This window comes from Pseudomonas sp. ITEM 17296 (assembly GCF_028895205.1).
Lineage (GTDB): Bacteria > Pseudomonadota > Gammaproteobacteria > Pseudomonadales > Pseudomonadaceae > Aquipseudomonas > Aquipseudomonas kermanshahensis.
On sequence record NZ_WJRS01000003.1, the window covers coordinates 258,939 to 280,090 of the forward strand.

The 21,152-nt window shown below is 64.0% G+C and carries 20 protein-coding genes; 5 read left to right on the top strand and 15 right to left on the bottom strand.

Going from position 1 to position 21,152, the window contains the following annotated elements:
* The first annotated feature begins 35 nt into the window (after nt 1–35).
* From GIB19_RS05605 to GIB19_RS05615, 3 genes are all read left to right on the top strand, one after another.
* Nucleotides 36–380, top strand: a complete 345-nt coding sequence (locus GIB19_RS05605; RefSeq protein WP_274884164.1) for a pilin assembly protein — start codon at nt 36–38, stop codon at nt 378–380.
* Between the two features lie 275 nt (nt 381–655).
* Nucleotides 656–1,069 carry a DUF4398 domain-containing protein gene (locus GIB19_RS05610; protein ID WP_027595759.1) on the top strand — a complete coding sequence of 138 codons (414 nt, stop codon included), beginning with the start codon at nt 656–658 and terminating at the stop codon, nt 1,067–1,069.
* A 50-nt stretch (nt 1,070–1,119) separates the two neighbouring features.
* Entirely contained in the window at nt 1,120–1,908 is a 789-nt protein-coding gene (locus GIB19_RS05615; protein WP_099453108.1) for an OmpA family protein, read from the top strand.
* Nucleotides 1,909–2,172: 264 nt separating this feature from the next.
* Here GIB19_RS05615 and GIB19_RS05620 read toward each other — a convergent pair whose 3' ends face one another.
* The 15 genes from GIB19_RS05620 to GIB19_RS05690 form a co-directional block, all read right to left on the bottom strand.
* Complete coding sequence (locus GIB19_RS05620; RefSeq protein ID WP_027595755.1) at nt 2,173–2,499, bottom strand: hypothetical protein; 327 nt, start codon at nt 2,497–2,499, stop codon at nt 2,173–2,175.
* Nucleotides 2,496–3,419 carry an alpha/beta hydrolase gene (locus GIB19_RS05625; protein WP_085272730.1) on the bottom strand — a complete coding sequence of 308 codons (924 nt, stop codon included), beginning with the start codon at nt 3,417–3,419 and terminating at the stop codon, nt 2,496–2,498. The genes GIB19_RS05620 and GIB19_RS05625 overlap by 4 nt, the downstream gene beginning before the upstream one ends.
* Nucleotides 3,391–4,668, bottom strand: coding sequence for a flavohemoglobin expression-modulating QEGLA motif protein (locus GIB19_RS05630; protein ID WP_027595753.1), 1,278 nt, complete (start codon nt 4,666–4,668; stop codon nt 3,391–3,393). Before GIB19_RS05630 ends, GIB19_RS05625 begins: the two co-directional genes overlap by 29 nt.
* A gap of 172 nt (nt 4,669–4,840) precedes the next feature.
* Nucleotides 4,841–5,389 carry a hypothetical protein gene (locus tag GIB19_RS05635; protein WP_274884169.1) on the bottom strand — a complete coding sequence of 183 codons (549 nt, stop codon included), beginning with the start codon at nt 5,387–5,389 and terminating at the stop codon, nt 4,841–4,843.
* Between the two features lie 29 nt (nt 5,390–5,418).
* Nucleotides 5,419–6,123, bottom strand: a complete 705-nt coding sequence (locus GIB19_RS05640; protein WP_027595751.1) for a TetR/AcrR family transcriptional regulator — start codon at nt 6,121–6,123, stop codon at nt 5,419–5,421.
* A gap of 205 nt (nt 6,124–6,328) precedes the next feature.
* Nucleotides 6,329–7,831 carry a lysine--tRNA ligase gene (lysS, locus tag GIB19_RS05645; RefSeq protein ID WP_027595750.1) on the bottom strand — a complete coding sequence of 501 codons (1,503 nt, stop codon included), beginning with the start codon at nt 7,829–7,831 and terminating at the stop codon, nt 6,329–6,331.
* A gap of 93 nt (nt 7,832–7,924) precedes the next feature.
* Nucleotides 7,925–9,020, bottom strand: a protein-coding gene (gene prfB, locus GIB19_RS05650) for a peptide chain release factor 2 (RefSeq protein WP_097151322.1) whose coding sequence is annotated in 2 segments (ribosomal slippage) — nt 7,925–8,947 and nt 8,949–9,020 — 1,095 coding nt in all. Because the reading frame shifts where the segments join, the coding sequence is not laid out codon by codon here.
* 310 nt (nt 9,021–9,330) lie between these two features.
* Nucleotides 9,331–10,335, bottom strand: a complete 1,005-nt coding sequence (gene wspR / locus GIB19_RS05655; RefSeq protein ID WP_027595748.1) for a Wsp signal transduction system regulator diguanylate cyclase WspR — start codon at nt 10,333–10,335, stop codon at nt 9,331–9,333.
* A 51-nt stretch (nt 10,336–10,386) separates the two neighbouring features.
* Nucleotides 10,387–11,400 (bottom strand): Wsp signal transduction system protein-glutamate methylesterase WspF, encoded by a 1,014-nt coding sequence (gene wspF, locus GIB19_RS05660; RefSeq protein WP_027595747.1) that lies wholly within the window; start codon nt 11,398–11,400, stop codon nt 10,387–10,389.
* On the bottom strand, nt 11,397–13,700 hold the full coding sequence (locus GIB19_RS05665) for a hybrid sensor histidine kinase/response regulator (RefSeq protein WP_274884178.1): 2,304 nt from the start codon (nt 13,698–13,700) through the stop codon (nt 11,397–11,399). The genes wspF and GIB19_RS05665 overlap by 4 nt, the downstream gene beginning before the upstream one ends.
* Nucleotides 13,697–14,362 (bottom strand): chemotaxis protein CheW, encoded by a 666-nt coding sequence (locus GIB19_RS05670; protein ID WP_238216430.1) that lies wholly within the window; start codon nt 14,360–14,362, stop codon nt 13,697–13,699. Before GIB19_RS05670 ends, GIB19_RS05665 begins: the two co-directional genes overlap by 4 nt.
* Nucleotides 14,359–15,633 carry a CheR family methyltransferase gene (locus GIB19_RS05675; RefSeq protein WP_274884185.1) on the bottom strand — a complete coding sequence of 425 codons (1,275 nt, stop codon included), beginning with the start codon at nt 15,631–15,633 and terminating at the stop codon, nt 14,359–14,361. The genes GIB19_RS05670 and GIB19_RS05675 overlap by 4 nt, the downstream gene beginning before the upstream one ends.
* Nucleotides 15,630–16,148, bottom strand: a complete 519-nt coding sequence (locus GIB19_RS05680) for a chemotaxis protein CheW (protein ID WP_274884188.1) — start codon at nt 16,146–16,148, stop codon at nt 15,630–15,632. The genes GIB19_RS05675 and GIB19_RS05680 overlap by 4 nt, the downstream gene beginning before the upstream one ends.
* Nucleotides 16,149–16,153: 5 nt before the next feature.
* Nucleotides 16,154–17,776 carry a methyl-accepting chemotaxis protein gene (locus GIB19_RS05685; RefSeq protein ID WP_274884189.1) on the bottom strand — a complete coding sequence of 541 codons (1,623 nt, stop codon included), beginning with the start codon at nt 17,774–17,776 and terminating at the stop codon, nt 16,154–16,156.
* A 128-nt stretch (nt 17,777–17,904) separates the two neighbouring features.
* Nucleotides 17,905–18,603, bottom strand: a complete 699-nt coding sequence (locus GIB19_RS05690; RefSeq protein WP_274884190.1) for a tellurite resistance TerB family protein — start codon at nt 18,601–18,603, stop codon at nt 17,905–17,907.
* Nucleotides 18,604–18,820: 217 nt separating this feature from the next.
* Between GIB19_RS05690 and ydcS the strand changes: the two genes are divergently transcribed.
* Both ydcS and GIB19_RS05700 read left to right on the top strand, forming a co-directional pair.
* The gene (gene ydcS, locus GIB19_RS05695) at nt 18,821–19,972 is read left to right on the top strand and encodes a putative ABC transporter substrate-binding protein YdcS (protein WP_027595740.1); all 1,152 of its coding nucleotides are present in this window, start codon (nt 18,821–18,823) and stop codon (nt 19,970–19,972) included.
* 138 nt (nt 19,973–20,110) lie between these two features.
* Entirely contained in the window at nt 20,111–21,151 is a 1,041-nt protein-coding gene (locus GIB19_RS05700; protein WP_027595739.1) for an ABC transporter ATP-binding protein, read from the top strand.
* The last annotated feature ends 1 nt before the right edge of the window (nt 21,152 follow it).

Below are 21,152 nucleotides of genomic sequence, written 5' to 3' on the forward strand. Positions count from 1 at the left end.
CAATGCAGCCTTTCGAGGCGTTGACAGAGGTCATCATGAAAATCCGTGAACTCGCCCAGCACTGGGAACAGAATGCCGCAGGCACCCTCAGCCGTACCGGCCATGTGCTGCATCTGGACCTGGAGTCCGAGGCGCGCCTGGCCGCGCTGATCGACATGTACCCCAAGCGCACCGCCGAAGAACTGCTCGGCGAATTGGTGGCGGCGGCCCTCGAGGAAATCGAGGCCAGCTTCCCCTATGTAAAGGGGAGCCAAGTGATCGCCACCGATGAAGAAGGCGACCCTTTGTTCGAAGATATCGGCCCCACCCCGCGTTTTCTGTCGTTGTCCCGGCACCACTTGCATGAGCTGAGCAGCACCGCTGACGACAGCGAAAAATAGCCACGATGCACACTGTTCCGGGCCTGCAAGGCCCGGAATACCCCGCCTGAGCGTGAAAGTTCCGCACAAAACTCACTGACCAATCAGTCAGAAAACTTTGCCCGATTACGGGATTTTTTTCTGAACTAATCGAAAAACGGCCGAGTCCGAGCAAATAGCCATCACGCTAAAACCCTGCACACTGCCCTCGTGCACCGTTCAGCTGAAGCGCACGGTAACTGTCAGGGATTCAGCGATGGACTGCTACGGACATCGTCGTTATCAGGAGTGATCCAATGGAGCTGACCACCATGAAGACCCGCACTTTCAAACCGTCATCCACTCATGTGCGCGGGTTCAAGCTGGCCGCGCTGGCCCTGGGCAGTAGCCTGGTCCTGGCCGGCTGTGCGGGCAACCCGCCCACCGAGCAGTATGCCGTTACCCAGTCTGCCGTGAACTCTGCGGTCAGTGCCGGCGGCACCGAGTTCGCCGCGGTGGAAATGAAAGCGGCGCAGGACAAGTTCAAGCAAGCCGAAATCGCCATGCACGACAAGAAGTACGACGACGCCAAGCGTCTGGCCGAACAAGCCGAATGGGATGCCCGCCTCGCCGAACGCAAGGCTCAGGCGGCCAAGGCCCAGAAGGCCGTGCAGGATGCCCGCCAGGGCGTTCAGGACGTACGTGAGGAAGGCCTGCGCAGCGCTCAGTGAGCCCTGCCCCGCCACCCTTAGCCTTCGCACTCGATCAAAGGATGAACACTATGCGCAAACACGTCATGATTCCCGCCCTGCTGGCCCTGAGCGTCGGTCTTGCAGCCTGCTCGCACGACCCGAACGCCAACCTTGAATCGGCCCGCACCAACTTCTCTGCGCTGCAGAGCGACCCGCAGTCGAGCAAAGTCGCGGCGCTGGAAACCAAAGATGCTCAGGATTGGCTGAACAAAGCTGACAAGGCCTACATGGACCGCGAGGACCAGAAAAAGGTCGACCAGCTCGCCTACCTGACCAACCAGCGTGTCGAAGTCGCCAAGCAGACCATTGCCCTGCGTACGGCTGAAGGCGAACTGAAAAACGCCTCCGCCCAGCGCGCCCAGGCCAAGCTGGATGCCCGCGACGCACAGATCGCCAAGCTGCAGGACAGCCTCAATGCCAAGCAGACCGACCGCGGTACGCTGGTTACCTTCGGCGACGTGCTGTTCGACTTCAACAAGGCCGTACTCAAGAGCAACGCCTACCCCAACGTGACCAAGCTGGCCCAGTTCCTTCAGGAGAACCCGGAGCGCAAGGTCATCGTAGAGGGCTACACCGACAGCGTCGGCTCGGCCAACTACAACCAGAGCCTCTCCGAGCGTCGCGCCGGCGCCGTGCGCATGGCGCTGATCCGTGCTGGCGTAGACCCAGCGCGAATCGTCGCCCAGGGTTACGGCAAGGAGTACCCGGTGGCTGACAACGGCAGCAACTCGGGCCGTGCGCAGAACCGTCGCGTGGAGGTGACCATCTCCAATGACAACCAGCCGGTGGCACCGCGGTCGGTAAGCCAGGCGCAGTAAGGCTGGCAGGTAGAACGAAAAGCCTCGCTGTCTAAGCGGAATGCTGTTCACTTACGTTATCCATCGCCTGTATTGGGGCCGCTTTGCGGCCCATCGCGGCACAAGGCCGCTCCCACTATGTTCGCGCATGCCCTGTAAATAGGGGCATAACGCGGTCGGTGTGGGAGCGGCCTTGTGCCGCGATGGGCCGCAGAGCGGCCCCGACATTCTTAAGGCTTTTTATTGGGCGAGAGGTGCATGGCATAGCCCTCCAGCCACACACCCTCACTGCACCTGCTGCGGCGTCTCCTCCCCCATGCAGCGCACCGCACGCTTGCGGTTATCGACCAACACGCCGGTCAGGCCTTTCTGTTGGGTATCGAACAACACCAGCACACCGTCCACGCACTGGGCCACCTGGGGTGCAGGGTCGAGGGAGGCTTTGTAGTCTTCGCCCGGCAGGGTCTTGAGCATGGTGAAATCCTGCAGCAACAGGGCATCTTCAGGCTTGGCGAAATGCAGGTAACCGTAGTACCACAAAGCCCCCACCGTCACGATGATGCTGCCGACGCCGGTCAGGATCAGCGGGATGGCGTTGCGTTCTTCACTCATTGCTTGTTCTTCTCGTCAGGGTAATTGGGCACTTCGGCAAGCCGCCGCAGGCCGTTGAAATGACTCGGGTCGTCGAGGAAGCGCAGCATCACCTGGCGCCACACTGGGTCGGCGAAGGTTTGTACATGGCCCCCTCGGGTCAACTGCAGTACCCGCGGCGGCGGCGCGTGCTGGTACAGGCGGATGCCGTTATCCAGCGGCACCAGGTGGTCGTCGATGCTGTGGAAGAACAGCTTCGGCGGGCTGTCCAGGCGCTCGATCGAACGGATCGCGCTGTCGCCGTCCGGCACCAGCCACGACAGCGGCACCTGCAGCGGCCAGGTCATCCATGAAGTGCTCAAGGCAAACCGCCCGACCGCACGGTAGCTGGCTGGCACGCCATCGAACACCAGCGCGCTGAAGCGCTGGCGCTGCTCAGGGTGGGCCGCCAGGTAATGAATGGCCATGGCGCCGCCCAGGCTCTGCCCCAGCAGCACCACCGGCTTGCCCTTGACCTCGGGCGCCTTGTCCAGCCAGGCCATGGCCGCCGCGAGGTCTTCATAGACCTCGGGCAAACTCGGTTTGCCCTGGGACAACCCATAGCCCCGGTAATCGACCATCAGCACCTGGTAGCCCTGCTCCGGCAGCCAGTAGCTGCCCCCCAGATGGCCGGCCAGGTTGCCGCCGTTGCCGTGCAGGTGCAGCACGGTGCCCTTGACCTCGACCCCGGCCTTGGCCGGTAGCCACCAACCATGCAGGCGTACGCCATCCGAAGTGGTCAGGCTGACGTCACGGTAGTCGAGCTTGGCCCGCTCCGGGGTGAACGGTTGGCCGTGCTCGGGGTAGAACAGCAGGCTGCTGCAACCGCTCAGGCCCAGCAGGAGCACGCCAAGGGCCAGCAGGCGGCAGCGTTCAGAGAATGTTCGCGTAGTCGGCTTCAATGCGATCCAGGCTCAGGTGGTTGAGGAAGTTGGAGAAGCACATCCAGGCCGACAGTGCGTTGAGGTCACGGAACTGTTCGGGCAAGTACTTGGGCGGTTCGACCAGCCCCTCCTCGACCAGTTGGCGCAAGGTGCGCATGTCTTCCAGCGTGGTCTTGCCGCAGAACAGCAGCGGGATCTGCTCGAGCTTGCCCTTCTTCACGGCCAACTGAATGTAGTTGTAAACCATGATGAAGCCCTTGAGATAGGACAAGTCCTTGGTGAATGGTAGCCCGTTGGGCACCGAGCCGCGGAACACTCGGCTGGCGTTGCTGTAGCTCTGCGCCATTTCAAAGCCTTGGGCACGGAAGAACTCGAACACCTGGAGGAAGTCGGCGCCCTCCTCGACCATGTGGATGGCGCGTGTACGGTTGGTGAGCTTGCGCAGCCGGCTGGGGTAAGAGGCGAAGGCAATCACCTCCATGAGGATCGCCAGCCCCTCCTGGGTCACCGTCGATGAGGGTGGGCCCTTGGCCAGGAAGGTGCAGATCGGCTGGTTGAGGCCGTTCAGCGTGGTCCCCACATGCACCAGGCCTTCATGCACCTCCAGCGCACGCACGTCGCGGCTGTTGAACATGGCATCGGCACGTACCTTGATGTAGTCGGCACCGGCCGCCGCATCGGCGACGATACCGTCGGATTCGAACACGCGGATGGTTTCCTCGGCCTCGCCGAACACCTTGTTCAGGCGGCGCTGGAGGATGTCCACGGCCTCTTTGGCGGTGAGGTTCTTTGGCTCGTCCTTGAGGTCGCCGCGGCCATCGATGTTGTTCAGGTAGTCCGACAGCATCAGGCCCAGGTCGGCCAGGGTTGGGTCACCGGCGTGGAAGGCGTCGGACGCCGCGCCGTACAGCTCCTGCGAGATAAGCCCGAAGTCCTCGGTGCCGCGTGCCTCGAGCATACGCACCACCATGCGGTATTCCTTGCACATGCGCCGCATGATCTGCCCGACCGGGTTGAACTGCCCGAGCCGGCGAGTGATGTCACGTTCGATGTTCTGGAATTCGGCCTTGACCGCGCTGGAGTCGAACGACAGCGGCCGCGACTGGTAATAGGCGCGGTCTACTGCGGGTGGCTCTTTGCCCTTGGCCTTGAGGAAGCCGTGGCGGATGTTGTCGTCCCATTTCACCGCATCGAGTACGCGGATGGGGGTCTGCGCCGCAACGATGCGGTCTGACAGCGCGCGTATGGTCTGCTGGTACTCGTCCACCGGGGACTCCTTATCTGCCTCGGCCTCGGTCCCTGTAGGAGCAGCCTTGTGCTGCGAAGAGGCCTTTATCGGCAACAAATATCTGTTGTCTTACCGGCCCTTTCGCAGCACAAGGCTGCTCCTACCGGGATCGCATTGCAGTTTCAAACCCTGAAAAGGACGGCAGAGGTCATTACTTGCCGGAGCGCTGGAAGCGTGCCACCTCGACGAACAGGTCGGAGTTGGCCGGGTCGTCCAGGTAGGCCAGCACCCGCGCCGAGGAGCTGTCGATGAGCACGCCCTCGCCGTTGTCTTCCGGCACTTCGGTGTTGCGCCCGGTCAGCTCTTTGTTTTTCACGGCCTGCTGCACCTGCTCGACATCCAGGTTGTACACCACCAGTTCCTTGCCATCGACGACTTCAAAACCGCCAATCAGGAAATTGCCACCCAGGCGCTTGGGCACGCCGGCTGAGAGGTACCAGCGGTTGCCGTGGCGCGAGACGGTGAAGACGTACTCTTCGGGGGCTTTGCCCTTGGCCGTGGCCACCGCCTTGTAGGCACCGCCGCCACTACGGCTGATCGACAGCTTCAGCGGTTCGCCCCAGGCGTCCTTGCTGCTCCACTTGCCGAGCAGGGCCTTGGGCGCGGCCTGGTTGCTCGGCAAGGGCTCATGGAAGGTCACCAGACAACCGCCCAGCAGCAGGAATGACAGCGTCAACAGCACCACACGCCAGGCTTTCATCAGGTTCTCCTTGAAAATAAGGTCTCAGCTCAGGCCGATGCCAACACCAGGTGCAGGTAACGGGTAAGCATAGCGAGCATCTGCCCATCGGCTTGCGCGTTCGCATCCTTGAGCAGGCCCTGATATTCCATCTGCTCGATAATCGCCGTCAACATTTGGGCGTCTTGTTCCGGTTGCCGTGAGCCGACCACTTGCAGCAATTGCCGGGTGCCGTGCAGCAGAATCTGGTCGTGGGCGCACACCAGCTCGGCCAAACGCGGGCACAGCAGTGCCTCCTGGCGGAAGGCCTGCTCGGCCATCAGAAAGTCGCGCCGGTTGAGCAACTGACGCGACACATAGTCAGCGGTCATGCTTGCCACTTCGTCGGCCAGCCGCGCTCGCGCCTGCGGGCTGCCATCGCCCTGGGCGAGCATCTGGCGCAGCACCACCTCGGTGTTGGCCCAGAGCTTGGCCATGTAGGCGGCGCTGCGCTCGACGTACTGGGCGAAGGTATCGGTGAGCAGGTCCTCGATGTCCTTGAAGTAATAGGTGGTGGCCGACAACGGCACACCCGCCTCGGCGGCCACGGCACGATGGCGCACACCGCGCACACCATCGCGCACGACGATGCGCATGGCGGCGTCGAGGATCAGCTGGCGGCGCTGCTCGCTGCCTTGGCGGGCGGTCTTGCGGCCCTGGTACTGCACACTTTCGGCGACGGCGGTGGCGATGCCGGCGGCGCCTTGCTCAGCGATTGCGGGGGTCACGGGGTTACCTCACGGACGGTGTGTTGGCTTTACCGGCCCCTTCGCGGGCAAGCCCGCTCCCACAGGGATCGTATCGCGCCTGAGGGCAGCACAATTCCTGTGGGAGAGGGCTTGCCCGCGAAGGGGCCGGTGCAGACAACATAAGGCTTCAGGCAAGAAAAAGCCGCCCCTAGAGGCGGCTTTCTCAGATCACTCAGGCCTGCGGACGCATATGTGGGAACAGGATCACATCGCGAATCGACGGCGAGTTGGTCAGCAGCATCACCAGGCGGTCGATGCCGATGCCTTCACCGGCGGTTGGCGGCATGCCGTATTCCAGGGCGCGGACGAAGTCGGCATCGTAGTGCATGGCTTCGTCGTCACCAGCATCCTTCTCGGCCACCTGGGCCAGGAAGCGCTCAGCCTGGTCTTCGGCATCGTTCAGCTCGGAGTAGGCGTTGGCGATTTCGCGGCCACCGATGAACAGCTCGAAGCGGTCGGTCACGGCCGGGTTGTCGTCGTTGCGACGGGCCAGCGGCGACACTTCGAACGGGTACTCGGTGATGAAGTGCGGCTGCTCCAGCTTGTGCTCGACCAACTCTTCGAAAATCATCACTTGCAGCTTGCCCAGGCCTTCGTGGCCCAGCACCTTGGCACCGGCCTTTTTGGCGATGTCACGGGCACGGTCGACGTCTTGCAGGTCGGCAGCGGTCAGCTCAGGGTTGTACTTGAGGATCGAGTCGAACACCGACAGGCGCACGAACGGCTCGCCGAAGTGGAACACCTTGTCGCCGTACGGCACGTCGGTGCTGCCCAGCACCAGCTGCGCCAACTCGCGGAACAGCTCTTCGGTGAGGTCCATGTTATCGGTGTAGTCAGCGTAGGCCTGGTAGAACTCGAGCATGGTGAACTCGGGGTTGTGCCGGGTCGAAACGCCTTCGTTACGGAAGTTGCGGTTGATCTCGAAAACTTTCTCGAAACCACCGACTACCAGACGCTTGAGGTACAGCTCCGGCGCAATGCGCAGGAACATGGCCATGTCCAAGGCGTTGTGGTGGGTTTCGAACGGCTTGGCCGCTGCGCCGCCAGGGATGGTCTGCAGCATCGGCGTCTCGACTTCGAGGAAGTCGCGCTCGATCAGGAATTTGCGGATGTGCGAAATCACCTGCGAGCGAACACGGAAGGTGTGGCGGGTTTCTTCGTTGACCATCAGGTCGACGTAACGCTGACGGTAGCGCTGCTCGGTGTCGGTCAGGCCATGGTGCTTGTCGGGCAGCGGGCGCAGCGACTTGGTCAGCAGGCGCACGTTGGTCATTTCGACGTACAGGTCACCTTTGCCGGAGCGGGCCAGGGTGCCCTCGGCGCTGATGATGTCGCCCAGGTCCCAGGTCTTGACGGCGGCCAGGGTTTCTTCCGGCAGGGTCTTGCGGTTGACGTAGACCTGGATGCGGCCAGTCATGTCCTGGATGACCATGAACGAGCCACGGTTGAGCATGATGCGCCCGGCAACCTTGACCGGAATCGCTGCAGCTTCCAGTTCTTCCTTGGTCTTGTCGGCGTACTGTTTCTGCAGGTCGTTGCAGTAGCTGTCGCGACGGAAGTCATTGGGGAAGGCATTGCCCTTGGCGCGCTCTGCGGCAAGTTTTTCCTTGCGCAGGGCGATCAGGGCGTTTTCTTCCTGTTGCAGGTCTTGCGGTGCGCTATTGAGGTCGCTCATGTCGTCATTCTTTCCATCAGGTATTCGTTGCCCTTTTCGGGCAGGGCACGCGATGCCGGCGGGTAGCCAGGCATCGCGGCAGTGGTGTGCGGCTTACAGCCCTTGCTTGAGGCTCGCTTCCAGGTACTGGTCGAGGTCGCCGTCCAGCACCTTCTGGCAGTCGCTGCGCTCAACGCCGGTCCGCAAGTCCTTGATGCGCGAGTCATCCAGTACGTAGGAGCGGATCTGGTGGCCCCAACCGATGTCCGACTTGCTGTCTTCCAGCGCCTGGGAAGCGGCGTTGCGCTTCTGCATCTCCAGCTCGTACAACTTGGCCCGCAGCATTTTCATGGCGGTGTCTTTGTTGGCGTGCTGGGAGCGTTCGTTCTGGCAGGCCACCACGGTGTTGGTCGGCACGTGGGTAATACGCACCGCGGAGTCGGTGGTGTTTACGTGCTGACCACCAGCGCCCGAAGAGCGGTAGGTGTCGACGCGCAGGTCGGACGGGTTGATGTCGATTTCGACCTTGTCGTCGATCTCGGGCGACACGAATACCGCCGAGAACGAGGTGTGGCGACGGGCGCCGGAGTCGAACGGGCTTTTACGGACCAGGCGGTGCACGCCGATTTCGGTGCGCAGCCAGCCGAAGGCATATTCGCCCTTGATGTGCACGGTGGCGCCTTTGATGCCGGCGACTTCACCTTCGGAGAGCTCGATGATGGTGGCGTCGAAACCACGCTTGTCGGCCCAGCGCAGGTACATGCGCAGCAGGATGTTGGCCCAGTCCTGCGCTTCGGTACCGCCGGAGCCGGCCTGGATGTCCAGGTAGGCGTTGTTCATGTCCATCTCGCCGCTGAACATGCGACGGAACTCAAGCTGGGCCAGTTTTTCTTCCAGGCCTTCCAGCTCGGTCACGACGTCGCCGACGGCGCTTTCGTCCTCTTCCTCGACGGCCATGTCGAGCAGGTCCTTGCAGTCGGCCAGGCCGTTGGCCATCTTGTCCAACGTCTCGACGACCTGTACCAGCATGGCACGTTCGCGACCCAGGGCCTGGGCGTACTCAGGCTTGTTCCAGACGGCCGGGTCTTCCAGCTCGCGGTTGACTTCGATCAGGCGGTCATGCTTTTGATCGTAGTCAAAGATACCCCCGAATTGACTGGGAACGCTCGGTGAGGTCCTTGATGGTGTTCAGGATCGGTTGGATTTCCATGGGCGACGGCTCTCGTGCGAATTCGGTGAAAAGCCTGCGAGTATAACCGAGTCCAACGCATGGCGGCAGACCCGCCGGGCGGTACACCGTATGCGAGATGGAGCGCCGCCTGCGCGGCGCTTCGCAGCACAAGGCTGCTCCTACATTTTTCGGGCCAATTATTCCTAAGGCGGTCGCGCGCAGATATTACAGGCCTCACTGGCCCGAAACAGATGTAGGAGCAGCCTTGTGCTGCGAAGCGCCGCGCGGGCGGCGCTCGATCTTACAGGCGCAAAAAACCTCCCGCCTTACACCCCGAATCCCCACAACCTCAAGCAATACCCACCTGGTTACGCCCCCCATTCTTGGCCAGGTACAGCCCCTTGTCCGCCGCCGAAATCAACTGCCGGCAATGTCCGCCCACCGCCGGTGTCTGGGTCGCCAGGCCAATGCTCACCGTCAACCGCGAATCCGCCGCTGGCGCCGTGTGCGGTATGCCCAATGCCAACACCGTCTGGCGCAGTTTCTCGGCAATCAGCCGCGCCCCGCCTGGGGACGTATTGGGCAACACCAAGGCAAACTCCTCGCCGCCATAACGCGCCGGCAGATCGGTCGGCCGCGAGCACGAGCCGCGGATCGCTTCAGCCACCTGGCGCAACGCCTCATCACCCGCCAAATGCCCGAAACTGTCGTTGTAGGCCTTGAAGTAGTCGACATCGATCATCAACAACGACAACTGCTGCTGCTCACGCATGGCCCGGCGCCATTCCAGCTCCAGGTATTCGTCGAAGTGCCGCCGGTTGGACAGGCCGGTCAGGCCATCGGAGTTCATCAACCGCTGCAGCATCAGGTTGGAATCGAGCAACTGCTGCTGGCTGACCCGCAGGGCGCGGTACGCCTCGTCACGCTGGAGCAACGTCAGGTAGGAACGCGAGTGGTAGCGAATGCGCGCCACCAGTTCGATGTTGTCCGGCAACTTGACCAGGTAGTCGTTGGCCCCCGCAGCAAACGCCGCGCTCTTCACCAGCGGGTCTTCCTTGGTCGACAGGACGATGATCGGGATATCCTGGGTAGCCGGGTTGTTGCGGTACTCACGCACCAGCGTCAGCCCATCCAGGCCCGGCATGATCAGGTCCTGCAGGATCACCGTCGGCTTGATGCGCATGGCCTGGGCCACGGCCTGGTGCGGGTCGGCGCAGAAATGGAAGTCGATGTTGTCTTCATGGGCCAGGCCACGACGCACCGCCTCGCCGATCATTGCCTGATCGTCGACCAACAGCACCATCGCCGAGTTCTCGTTGGTGGTCGCGAAACCTTCGATCGGTAGATCATTCATGCCTATTCACCTGATCACCGCCGACCAGGCGGCGTGATTCATTACATATCGTCATTTTGCAAAGAATTCCATCAATCGCCCGGCGATTCGCTCCAGCGGGCGGATTTCCACCGCCGCGTCAATCGCCGCGGCGGCCTTGGGCATGCCGTATACGGCACTGCTGGCCTGGTCCTGGGCGATGGTCAGGAAGCCCTGCTGGCGCATCTGTTTGAGGCCCTGGGCACCGTCGCGGCCCATGCCGGTGAGCAGCACACCCACCGCATCGCCGCTCCAGTAGCGTGCCACGCTCTCGAAGAACACATCGATCGAAGGCCGGTAGATTTCGTTGACGGGTTCGGCAGTGTAGGCCAGCTGACCATTTTGCAGCAGGCGGATATGGTGGTTGGTGCCCGCCAGCAGGACTTGCCCCGGCTGCGGCGGTTCGCCCTCACGGGCCAGGCGCACCGGCAGGCCGGCAGCGCTGCTGAGCCATTCGGCCATGCCTGCGGCGAATACCTGGTCGACGTGCTGGACCAGCACGATGGCCGCCGGGAATGCCGGCGGCAAGCCCTTGAGCAGCACCTCGAGTGCGGCCGGGCCGCCGGCCGACGAACCGATTGCCACCAAGCCACGACGCTGGGATGCCTCGCGCAATGGCGTGGCAACCGGGCGCGCGGCCGGCGTGCGTTGCTGGCCTATCAGCCAGCCGATGTTGAGGATCTTGCGCAGCAGTGGCGCCGCCGCCTCACGGGCATCGCCCGCGCCCAGGGCCGGTGTATCGACCACATCCAGCGCGCCATGGCCCATGGCCTCGAACACCCGGTGCACGTTCTGCTTGCGGTCGACCGTGACGATGACGATGGCGCAGGGGGTTTCGGCCATGATCCGCCGCGTCGCCTCTACCCCATCCATCACCGGCATGATCAAGTCCATGAGGATCAGGTCTGGCTGCTGCTCGGCGCACCGCTGCACCGCCTCGGCGCCGTTGCCCGCCACCCAGATCACCTGGTGCGCGGGCTCGAAGGCCAGCGCCCGGCGCAACGCCTCCACCGCCATGGGCATATCGTTGACGATGGCGATCTTCATCCCTGAGCACCTCCAATCAGCTCCACCACAGCATCCAGCAACGCATCGTCGTGGAAACTGGCCTTTGCCAAATAGTAGTCGGCGCCAGCGTCCAGACCACGCCGCCGGTCTTCCTCACGGTCCTTGTACGACACCACCATCACTGGCAGCGATTGCAGGCGCTGGTCCCGGCGCACCAGGGTGACCAGTTCGATGCCATCCATGCGCGGCATGTCGATGTCGGTGATCAGCAAGTCGAAGTCTTCGCCGCGCAGGGCATTCCAGCCGTCCATGCCATCCACCGCCACGGCCACTTCGTAACCGCGGTTACCCAACAGTTTGCGCTGCAGTTCGCGCACGGTGAGCGAGTCGTCGACCACCAGGATGCGCTTGCGCGCCAGGCCGCGAGTGCCACTGTTGCCCCGCTCGATGCGCTCGAGGCTGCCGGTACTGAGCAGTTTTTCCACCGAGCGCAGCAGGTCTTCGACGTCGACGATCAGCACCACCGAGCCATCGTCGAGCAACGCCCCGGAGGAGATGTCCTGGACCTTGCCCAGGCGCGGATCAAGGGGCATCACCACCAGCACCCGCTCCCCGATCAAGCGTTCCACGGCCACCCCGTAGAGTTGCTCGCGCTCTCGAATCACCACCACCCGCAGGCTGCTTTCCTCGGTTTGCCCTGCTGGGCGATTGAGCAACTGGCTGGCCGCCACCAGGCCGATGTGCCGCCCTTCATGCCAAAAATGCTGACGCCCTTCGATCTGCACGATCTGCTCGGCCGTCACCTCCAGCGTGCGTTCGATGTGCGCGAGCGGGAAGGCATAGGCTTCGCCGCCCACTTCCACCACCAGGCTGCGCACCACCGACAACGTCAGCGGCACCTGCAGGTGGAAGCGGCAGCCCTGCCCGGCCAGCTGGGTCAATTCGATCGACCCGCGCAGCTCGCGGATCATGTGTTGCACGGCGTCCAGCCCAACCCCGCGCCCTGACACCTCCGTCACCTTGTCGCGAAGGCTGAAGCCGGGCAGGAACAGGAACGTGATCAGCTCGGCCTCGCTCATCCGCGCCACGGTGTCGGCCGGCGACATGGCCCGTTCGACGATGGCGCTGCGCAGGCGCTCCAGGTCGATGCCGGCGCCATCGTCAATCAGCTCGAGGCTGAGCATGCCGGCCTGATGCGAGGCACGCAGGCGAATCACGCCCTCCTGCGCCTTGCCTGCCAGCAGGCGCCGCTCTGGCAGTTCGATGCCATGGTCGACCGCATTACGCAGCAGGTGGGTCAGCGGCGCTTCGAGCTTTTCCAGCACATCGCGGTCGACCTGGGTCTTTTCGCCTTCGATGACTAAGCGCACCGGCTTGCCCAGAGACCGGCCAAGGTCACGGACCATGCGGCTCTGCCCGGCCAGAACGTCGGCAAAGGGCCGCATCCGGCAGGCCAGCGCCGTGTCATAGAGCAATTGCGCACGCTGGCTGGCCTGCCAGCCGAACTCGTCGAGGTCGGCGGCCTGCTGCTGCAGAATCTGCTGGGTCTCGACCAACAAGCGCTGGGTCTGGGCCAGGGCTTCGAGCACCTCGCTGCTCTGGCCACTGTCCTCCAGTTGCATGCGCAAACCATCGAGTGCCTGCATCCCTTGGCCATGCATGCGCTTGAGGCGCTGCAGGGTGGCCAGGTAAGGCTTGAGCCGCTGGGTCTCGACCAACGACTTGCTGGACAGGTCGAGCAAGCTGTTGAGGCGGTCGGCCGTGACCCGCAGCACCCGCTCAGCGCCTTCGCCGGCGCGTTTACCGGCCTTGCGCCGTGGCGCGGGCTCAAGCTCGACGTCCACGTCCATGGGCTCGGGGGCCATCGGCAAGGGCTCGACAGGCAGGGTTGGCACGGGCGCTGTCGGCGACGGCATGGCCATCGCCATTGGCACCGACACCGGCGCCGCGCCCGGGTCCAGCAAGCTGGCCATCTGCGCGAGGAACACCGGCAGTGTCGCTTGGGCGCCCGCGTCGCCCGGCGTGGCGATGCGCATCAACAGGTCGGTCCCCTGCAGCAGCGCATCGATATGCTCGGCGCTCAACCGCAAGCGGCCTTCCTGCGCCGCCACTAGGCAGTCTTCCATCACGTGGGCCACGCTCACGCCAGCATCGACCCCGACAATACGTGCGGCCCCTTTCAGGGAGTGGGCCGCGCGCATGCAGGCTTCCAGTTGGTCGGCCTGGGTGGGGTTGCGCTCCAGCGCCATCAGGCCGGCGCTAAGCACCTGGGTCTGCGCCTCGGCTTCCAGGCTGAACAGCTCGAGCAACGATGCGTCGCGCATTTGCTCTGGGGTCATGACAGGCTCCGCTGCACCGCAGACAGTAAGTGTTGATCGTCCAGCACCCGCACACTGCGGCCGCGCCACTGCAGCACCGCCGCGGTGAAGTGGGTAGCGTCCTGGCCACTGCCCAGCAACGTTGGGTCAAGCCGGTGAATGCCGTCGATTTCCTCGACCGCCATCACCACCGGCCCCCCTTCGGCAGCCAGGATCAGCATGCGCGGCATCTCGCGACCGCTGCGTTGCTGCCCAGCAGCCGGCTGCACACCCAGCAAATCAGCCAGCGACAGGCACGGCACCAAGGCACCGCGCACATTGGCAACGCCCTGCAGCATTCGGGAACGCTGGTGCGGCAGCGAATGCACCGCCTGCAAGGGGGCGATTTCAGCCAGGCAGGCGGTCGCCAAGGCCAGCCATTCTTCGCCGAGCCTGAACAGCAGCATGGAGCGGCCAACCGATTCCTCGGCCGCTGGCGCAACTGCGGCGTGGTCATCCTGCAGCAGGGCATAACGGTCGAGCAGGCGCGTGGCGGCAGCGGCATACACGTCACAGTTGCGGCAATGAATATGCCGCTCCAGCAGCGGGCACTGTTTGTCACCGTGCACGCCGATGCGGTTCCAGCAGTCGTCGATGCGCTCGTCGGCCTGCGCAAGCAGTTGCATCGCGGATTCACCCCTCATCGTTCAGGCTCCCGTCCCGCCCGTGCAGCACGCGCCTGCAAACGCTGGGCGCCTGCCAGGTCGCCCTGGGCCGCGAGCAAGGCCGCCAGGTGCACCAAGGCTTCGGGGTGCTGCGGCTCCAGGTACAGGGCCTTGCGATAGTGGGTAAGCGCCTGGCCGGCGTCGCCTTCGGTATCACTGAGCAAGCCCAGCCAGTAGTAAACCTGCGCCGTCGGCGCGAACTGGCTCAAGTAGCGCTGGCAGGCGGCACGCGCCTGCGCACTGGCGCCCGCGTTGGCATGCCGGGCAATACTGGCCAGCAGTTCGGCTTCGTTCTCGCCTTTGCTGTCCGCTGGCAGTGGCGCCTTGGCAGTGAACGGAAGCGCTCGCAACGGCCGCGCCAATGACGGCGTCGGCGGCGGGTACACGGGCAGGGGCAAAGGCGGCAGCGCGCGCTTGGCTGGCGGCGCGGGCAGTGCGCGGGCCGGTGCCACAGCGCCCTCCTGACGCACGTAGGCGAACGATTGAGCGATACCCAGCGGGCGCATGCCCAGCCGCGCCAGCAAGCTGCCTTCAGCAGGCCCGATAAACAGCACACCCTGCGGATGAGCCAGGCGCTTGAGCACCTCGAACACGCGCTGCTGGGTGGCCACGTCGAAATAAATCAACAGATTGCGACAGAACACGAAGTCGTACAGGCCATCGCGGCTGGCCAGGGCCGGGTCCAGCACATTGCCCACTTGCAGGCTGACTTGCTGACGCACGCGATCATGCAAGCGGTGGCCGTCACCGAGCGCATCGAAAAAGCGCTCGCGAAACCCCAGGTCGCTGCCGCGAAACGCATTGCGTCCGTAAACCGCCTGCTCACCCTTGGCCACCGAAAGGGGGCTGATGTCGATGCCATCGATCACGAACGTGCCAGGGCTCATGCCACCCTCGAGCAGCGCCATGGCCAGTGAATAAGGCTCTTCGCCGGTCGAGCACGGCAGGCTGAGCAGCCGCACCGGGCGGGCGCCGGCCAGTTCTGCCAGGCGCTTGTGGGCCAGCCCCACCAGCGCCGTGAAAGATTCCGGGTAACGGAAAAACCAGGTCTCGGGGACGATCACCGCCTCGATCAGGGCCTGTTGCTCGTCCGCCGACTGCTGCAGGCGCAGCCAGTAGTCGTCCAGGTCCACGGCGTTCACGGCACTGCAGCGCTGGCGCAAGGCACGCTCGACCATCGGCGCGCCTACCGACTCCACGTCCAGGCCGATGCGCTCGTGCAGATAGCGGAAGAAACGCTGTTCAATCATGTCGGCATTCCTGGCGCAGAGGCCCCGCGTTCATCGGCAAACAACAGCTCACGCACGGCATCAGTCAGCAGGTCATCAACGGCGATGCGCTGCACCAGGCCCTGGGCATCCTGGCGCACGGGCCCCAGGTACGGTGCGTCGCCGTTGTCCAAGCCATACGGCTGGAATTCTTCGGGGCGGCAGCGCAAGGTCTCGGTGGCCTGTTCAAGGACCAGCCCAAGCTGCAGGTCGCCCCGGTAACGCACCAGCACCAGCCGCGTGCTGGTGCGTTGCGCCGCCGCCTGGCCAAAGCTCAGTGCCGACAGGTCGACCACCGGCAGCAATGCGCCGCGGTGCGCAAGGATGCCCGCGACCCACGACGGCGCCTGGGCAATCGGCTTGAGCGGCCGACGCGGCAGCACCTCGATCACCTCGTGCACGTCCAGGGCAAAACGCTGGTCAGCGATGCGAAACTGCAGGTACAACGCGCCCTTGGCGTCGCTTGCCTGCGCTGCGCGGGGTTGCAGGTCGTTCATGGTCGTCAGACTTTGAATCGCGACACGCCGCCACGCAGGCCTGCTGCCACCTGGCTGAGCTCGTCAATGGCAAAACTGGCCTGGCGCAGCGACTCGACCGTCTGGGTGCTGGCATCGCTCAGCTGGGCCAACGCCTGGTTGATCTGCTCGGCGCCGGTGGCCTGGGCCTGCATGCCCTCGTTGACCATCAGCACACGCGGCGCCAAGGCCTGCACCTGATGGATGATCTGGCTGAGCTGCTCGCCCACTTGCTGCACCTCGAACATGCCGCGGCGCACTTCTTCAGAGAACTTGTCCATGCCCATGACCCCGGCCGACACCGCCGACTGGATTTCGCGCACCATCTGCTCGATGTCGTAGGTGGCCACCGCTGTCTGGTCAGCCAGGCGGCGTACCTCGGTCGCCACCACGGCGAAGCCACGGCCATACTCGCCGGCTTTTTCCGCTTCGATGGCGGCATTGAGCGACAACAGGTTGGTCTGGTCGGCCACCTTGACGATGGTCACCACCATCTGGGTGATGTTGCTGGCCTTTTCGTTGAGGATGCCGAGCTTGGCATTGACCAGGTCGGCGGCGCCCATCACCTGGTGCATGGTTTCTTCCATGCGGGCCAGGCCTTGCTGGCCGGAGCCGGCCAGGCTGGAGGCCTGATCGGCGGCAGAGGTGACCTCGGTCATGGTGCGTACCAGGTCACGCGAGGTGGCGGCGATTTCCCGCGAGGTGGCGCCGATTTCGGTGGTGGTCGCGGCGGTCTCGGTGGCGGTGGCCTGCTGCTGTTTGGACGTGGCGGCGATCTCGGTCACCGAGGTGGTCACCTGCACCGATGACCGCTGGGCCTGGGACACCAGGTTGGCCAGCGCCTCGGCCATTTCGTTGAAGCCGCTTTCGATGGCGCCGAACTCGTCCTTGCGGTCCAGGCTCAGGCGCATGCTCAGGTCACCCGAACGCAGCCTGTCGAGGGCGTGGACGATGCGCTGCATGGGGGCGCTGATGGCGCGCATCAGCAGCAACCCGCAGATCCCGGCGGCAACGATTGCCAGCAGCAGCGAAACCATCATGCTGCCCTTGGCTGTGCTGACGGCGCTGACGATATCGTGGGTGGCGGCGTCGGCCGAGGCACGGTTGTTCTCGATCACGTCGTTGAGGTGCTTGCGGCCATCGACCCACGCCGGGGTGAGCGCTTCGATGATCAGCCGTTCGGCTTCGTCATAGTTGTGCTGGCGGTAGGTGTCCAGCACCTGGCCGACGATCTTGATGTAGTTCTGTTCCAGCTGCACGAAGCTGTCGAAGCGGGCCTGGTCGTCGCTGTCCTTGATGGTGTTCTGGTAACTGGCCATGTGCTGCTTGAGGCGGTCCTCGAAGCTCTTGAACAGTTCCAGGTCCGCCGAGGTGATTTCACGGCGGTTGGACAAGCCCACCAATTGCTGGCTGGTGACGTAGCTGTCGACCCAGGCACTGCGAATCATCGAGCTGTAGTAGACCCCGGGGATGCTGTCGGTCCCCACTGCCTCCTCGGCACTTTCGATCGCCACCAGCCGCGAGTAGGCGGCTACGATCATCAGCAGCATGATGGCGATGATCACGGCGAAACTTGCCAGGATCCGTTGGCGCAAGGTCCAGTTTTTCACATTCAGCCCTCAGGAATTCACAACGAGCGGGAAAAATCGCCGAAGTATAGCCCAGGCATCCTACGCTTTTGCGGCTGAAATGCGGGGTATTCAGGCATCCTTGCCTGATGGACAAGCCAAGCCGCCTGCTATTGGCCTGCGGCGAGCCGCACCTGGCTCTCCAGTTCCTGGCGCAATGCCGGGTCCAGGCGCAGCTGCCGGGCGAGTTCATCCAGGTAGGCGCGCTCCATGAAGTTTTCCTGATCGACCATCATCACACTGGCCAGGTACATCTCGGCGGCCATTTCCGGTGTTTGCGCAGCACGCGCCACTTCGGCCGGTTCCAGCGGTTTGTTCAGCTCGTCGTGCAGCCAGTGTTGCAGTTCGCGGTCCGTGTCCAGGCGGGTGAACTCGCCTTCAATCAAGGCGCGCTCGCGCTCATCGATATGGCCATCGGACTTGGCCGCTGCCACCAGGGCGCGCAGCACCGCCTGGCTGTGCTGCTCGGCCTGGGCCGGTGGCAGGCGGTCGAGGGTTTGCGGCTCGGGCGCCTGCCCTGCCCCCGGCTGGCGCGCCTGCCAGTTGCCGTAGGCCTTGTAGGCCAGCACCCCGAGCGCAGCCAGGCCACCGTAGGTCAGGGCTTTGCCGCCATATTTGCGGGCCTTCTTGCTACCCAGCAACAGGCCCAGCGCCCCCGCCCCCAACGCGCCGCCACCCGCGCCGGAGAGCAGGCCGCCAAGGCCACCGGCGCTGGTGCCGGGCTTGCCTGAGCCGCCTTTGCCGGCCTGTTTTTCGAGCAGTTGCTGGCCGGACTTGAGCAGTTGGTCGAGCAGTCCGCGGGTGTTCATTCAGGTGCCTCCAGACGTCGCAAAAGAATGGCCAGATTAAGCCTTGCCCACGCGATCGCCACGGGGGGATTTGCTTCCGGATGTTGCATTGGCCAGCAAAAAGCCAACTAGACTCGATATCGCCAATACCTCGCGCAATCGCACTACGCTTATAACAATCGCTCCACTGCTTGCTTGATGACTGCCCCGACCTAGATCTCCAAGAAGAGGGAACACCATGTCAGCGCACAAGACCGCATTGCTCGGCGCCATGACCGGCGCGTTGCTCGCCAGCGCCAGCCTGCAGGCCGCCGAACCGCTCAAAGCCCTGGGAGCCGGCGAAGGGCGCCTGGATATCGTCGCCTGGCCCGGCTACATCGAGCGCGGTGAAAGCGACAAGGCCTACGATTGGGTCACCGGCTTTGAAAAGGAAACCGGCTGCAAGGTCAGCGTCAAGACCGCCGCCACCTCGGACGAAATGGTCAGCCTGATGACCAAGGGCGGCTACGACCTGGTCACCGCCTCGGGCGACGCGTCGCTGCGGCTGATCGCCGGCAAGCGGGTACAGCCGATCAACACCGCGCTGATCCCCAACTGGAAGAACATCGACCCGCGCCTGCAAAACGGCGGGTGGTACGTGGTCGACAAGCAAGCCTACGGCACCCCGTACCAATGGGGGCCGAACGTGCTGCTGTACAGCACCACGGTATTCAAGCAGCCGCCGACCAGCTGGGGCGTGGTCTTCGAACCGCAAAACCTGCCCGACGGCAAGCCGAACAAAGGCCGCGTGCAAGCCTACGACGGGCCGATCTACATCGCCGATGCGGCGCTGTACCTGAAGTCGGCCAAGCCGGAACTGGGCATCCAGGACCCCTACGAACTGAACGAGACCCAGTACAAGGCGGTGCTCGAACTGTTGCGCCAGCAGCAGCCGCTGATTCACCGCTACTGGCATGACGCCACGGTGCAGATGAGCGATGTGAAGAACGAAGGCGTGGCCGCGTCCAGCTCCTGGGGCTACATGGTCAACGGCCTGAAAGCGGAGAACCAGCCGGTGGCCTCGACCATTCCGAAAGAAGGCGCCACGGGCTGGGCCGACACCACCATGCTGCACAGCGAGGCCAAGCACCCTAACTGTGCCTACAAATGGATGGACTGGTCGCTGCAACCGAAGGTGCAAGGTGATGTGGCGGCCTGGTTCGGCTCGTTGCCGGCAGTGCCTGCAGCCTGCACCGGCAGCGAACTGCTGGGCGCCGAAGGGTGCAAGACCAATGGCTTCGACAACTTCGACAAGATTGCCTTCTGGAAGACCCCGCAGGCACAGGGGGGCAAGTTCGTGCCGTACAGCCGGTGGACGCAGGATTATATTGCGATCATGGGTGGACGCTAAGGTCGAATGAGCCTGCACCGGCCCCTTCGCGGGACGAGCCCGCTGCCACAAGGGCAGCGTCGCTATGGCCCCTGTGGGAGCGGGCTTGCCCCGCGAAAGGGCCGGTGCAGGCACTACAAGCACAGCTGAGTACCGCCCATGCCCCTAGCCGTCCAGTTCACCCACGTTTCACGCACCTTCGGCGAGGTCAAGGCCGTCGACCAGGTCAGCATCGACATCGAAGATGGCGAGTTCTTTTCCATGCTCGGCCCTTCCGGCTCGGGCAAGACCACCTGCCTGCGCCTGATCGCAGGCTTCGAACAACCCAACACTGGCTCGATCCGCATCCATGGCGTCGAAGCTGCAGGCGTGCCGCCCTACCAACGCGACGTCAACACCGTGTTCCAGGACTACGCACTGTTCCCGCACATGAACGTGCGCGACAACATCGCCTACGGCCTCAAGGTCAAAGGCGTGGCCAAGGCCGAGCGCCACGCCCGCGCTGAAGAGGCCTTGGCGATGGTGGCGCTGGCCGGTTACGGTGCGCGCAAACCCGCGCAGCTGTCCGGCGGCCAGCGCCAGCGCGTCGCCCTCGCCCGCGCCCTGGTCAACCGCCCACGGGTGCTGTTGCTCGACGAACCGCTGGGTGCACTGGACCTGAAGCTGCGCGAGCAGATGCAGGGCGAACTGAAAAAACTCCAGCGCCAGCTGGGCATCACCTTCATCTTCGTCACCCACGACCAGACCGAAGCGCTGTCGATGTCCGACCGGGTCGCGGTGTTCAACCGCGGGCGCATCGAACAGGTCGACACCCCGCGCAACCTGTACATGAAGCCGGCCACTACCTTCGTCGCCGAGTTCGTCGGCACCTCGAACGTGGTGCGCGGCGCGTTGGCCGAGCAGCTCAATGGCAGCCCCGCGCCGTTTTCCATCCGCCCCGAGCATATCCGCCTGGGCGAACAGGCCGCTGCCAGCCATGAAGTGCAAGTCAGTGGCCTGTTGCACGACGTGCAGTATCAAGGCAGCGCCACCCGCTTCGAGCTGCAGTTGGACAGCGGCCAGCTGCTGACAGTAAGCCAGGCCAACGACCGCTGGCAGGCACAGCCGCCAACCTGGCAGGCCGGCCAGCGGGTACTGGCGCGCTGGCCCCGTGAAGCGATGACGGCGCTGCAGGAAACCGTGCTCGACGAGGGCCGCTGAG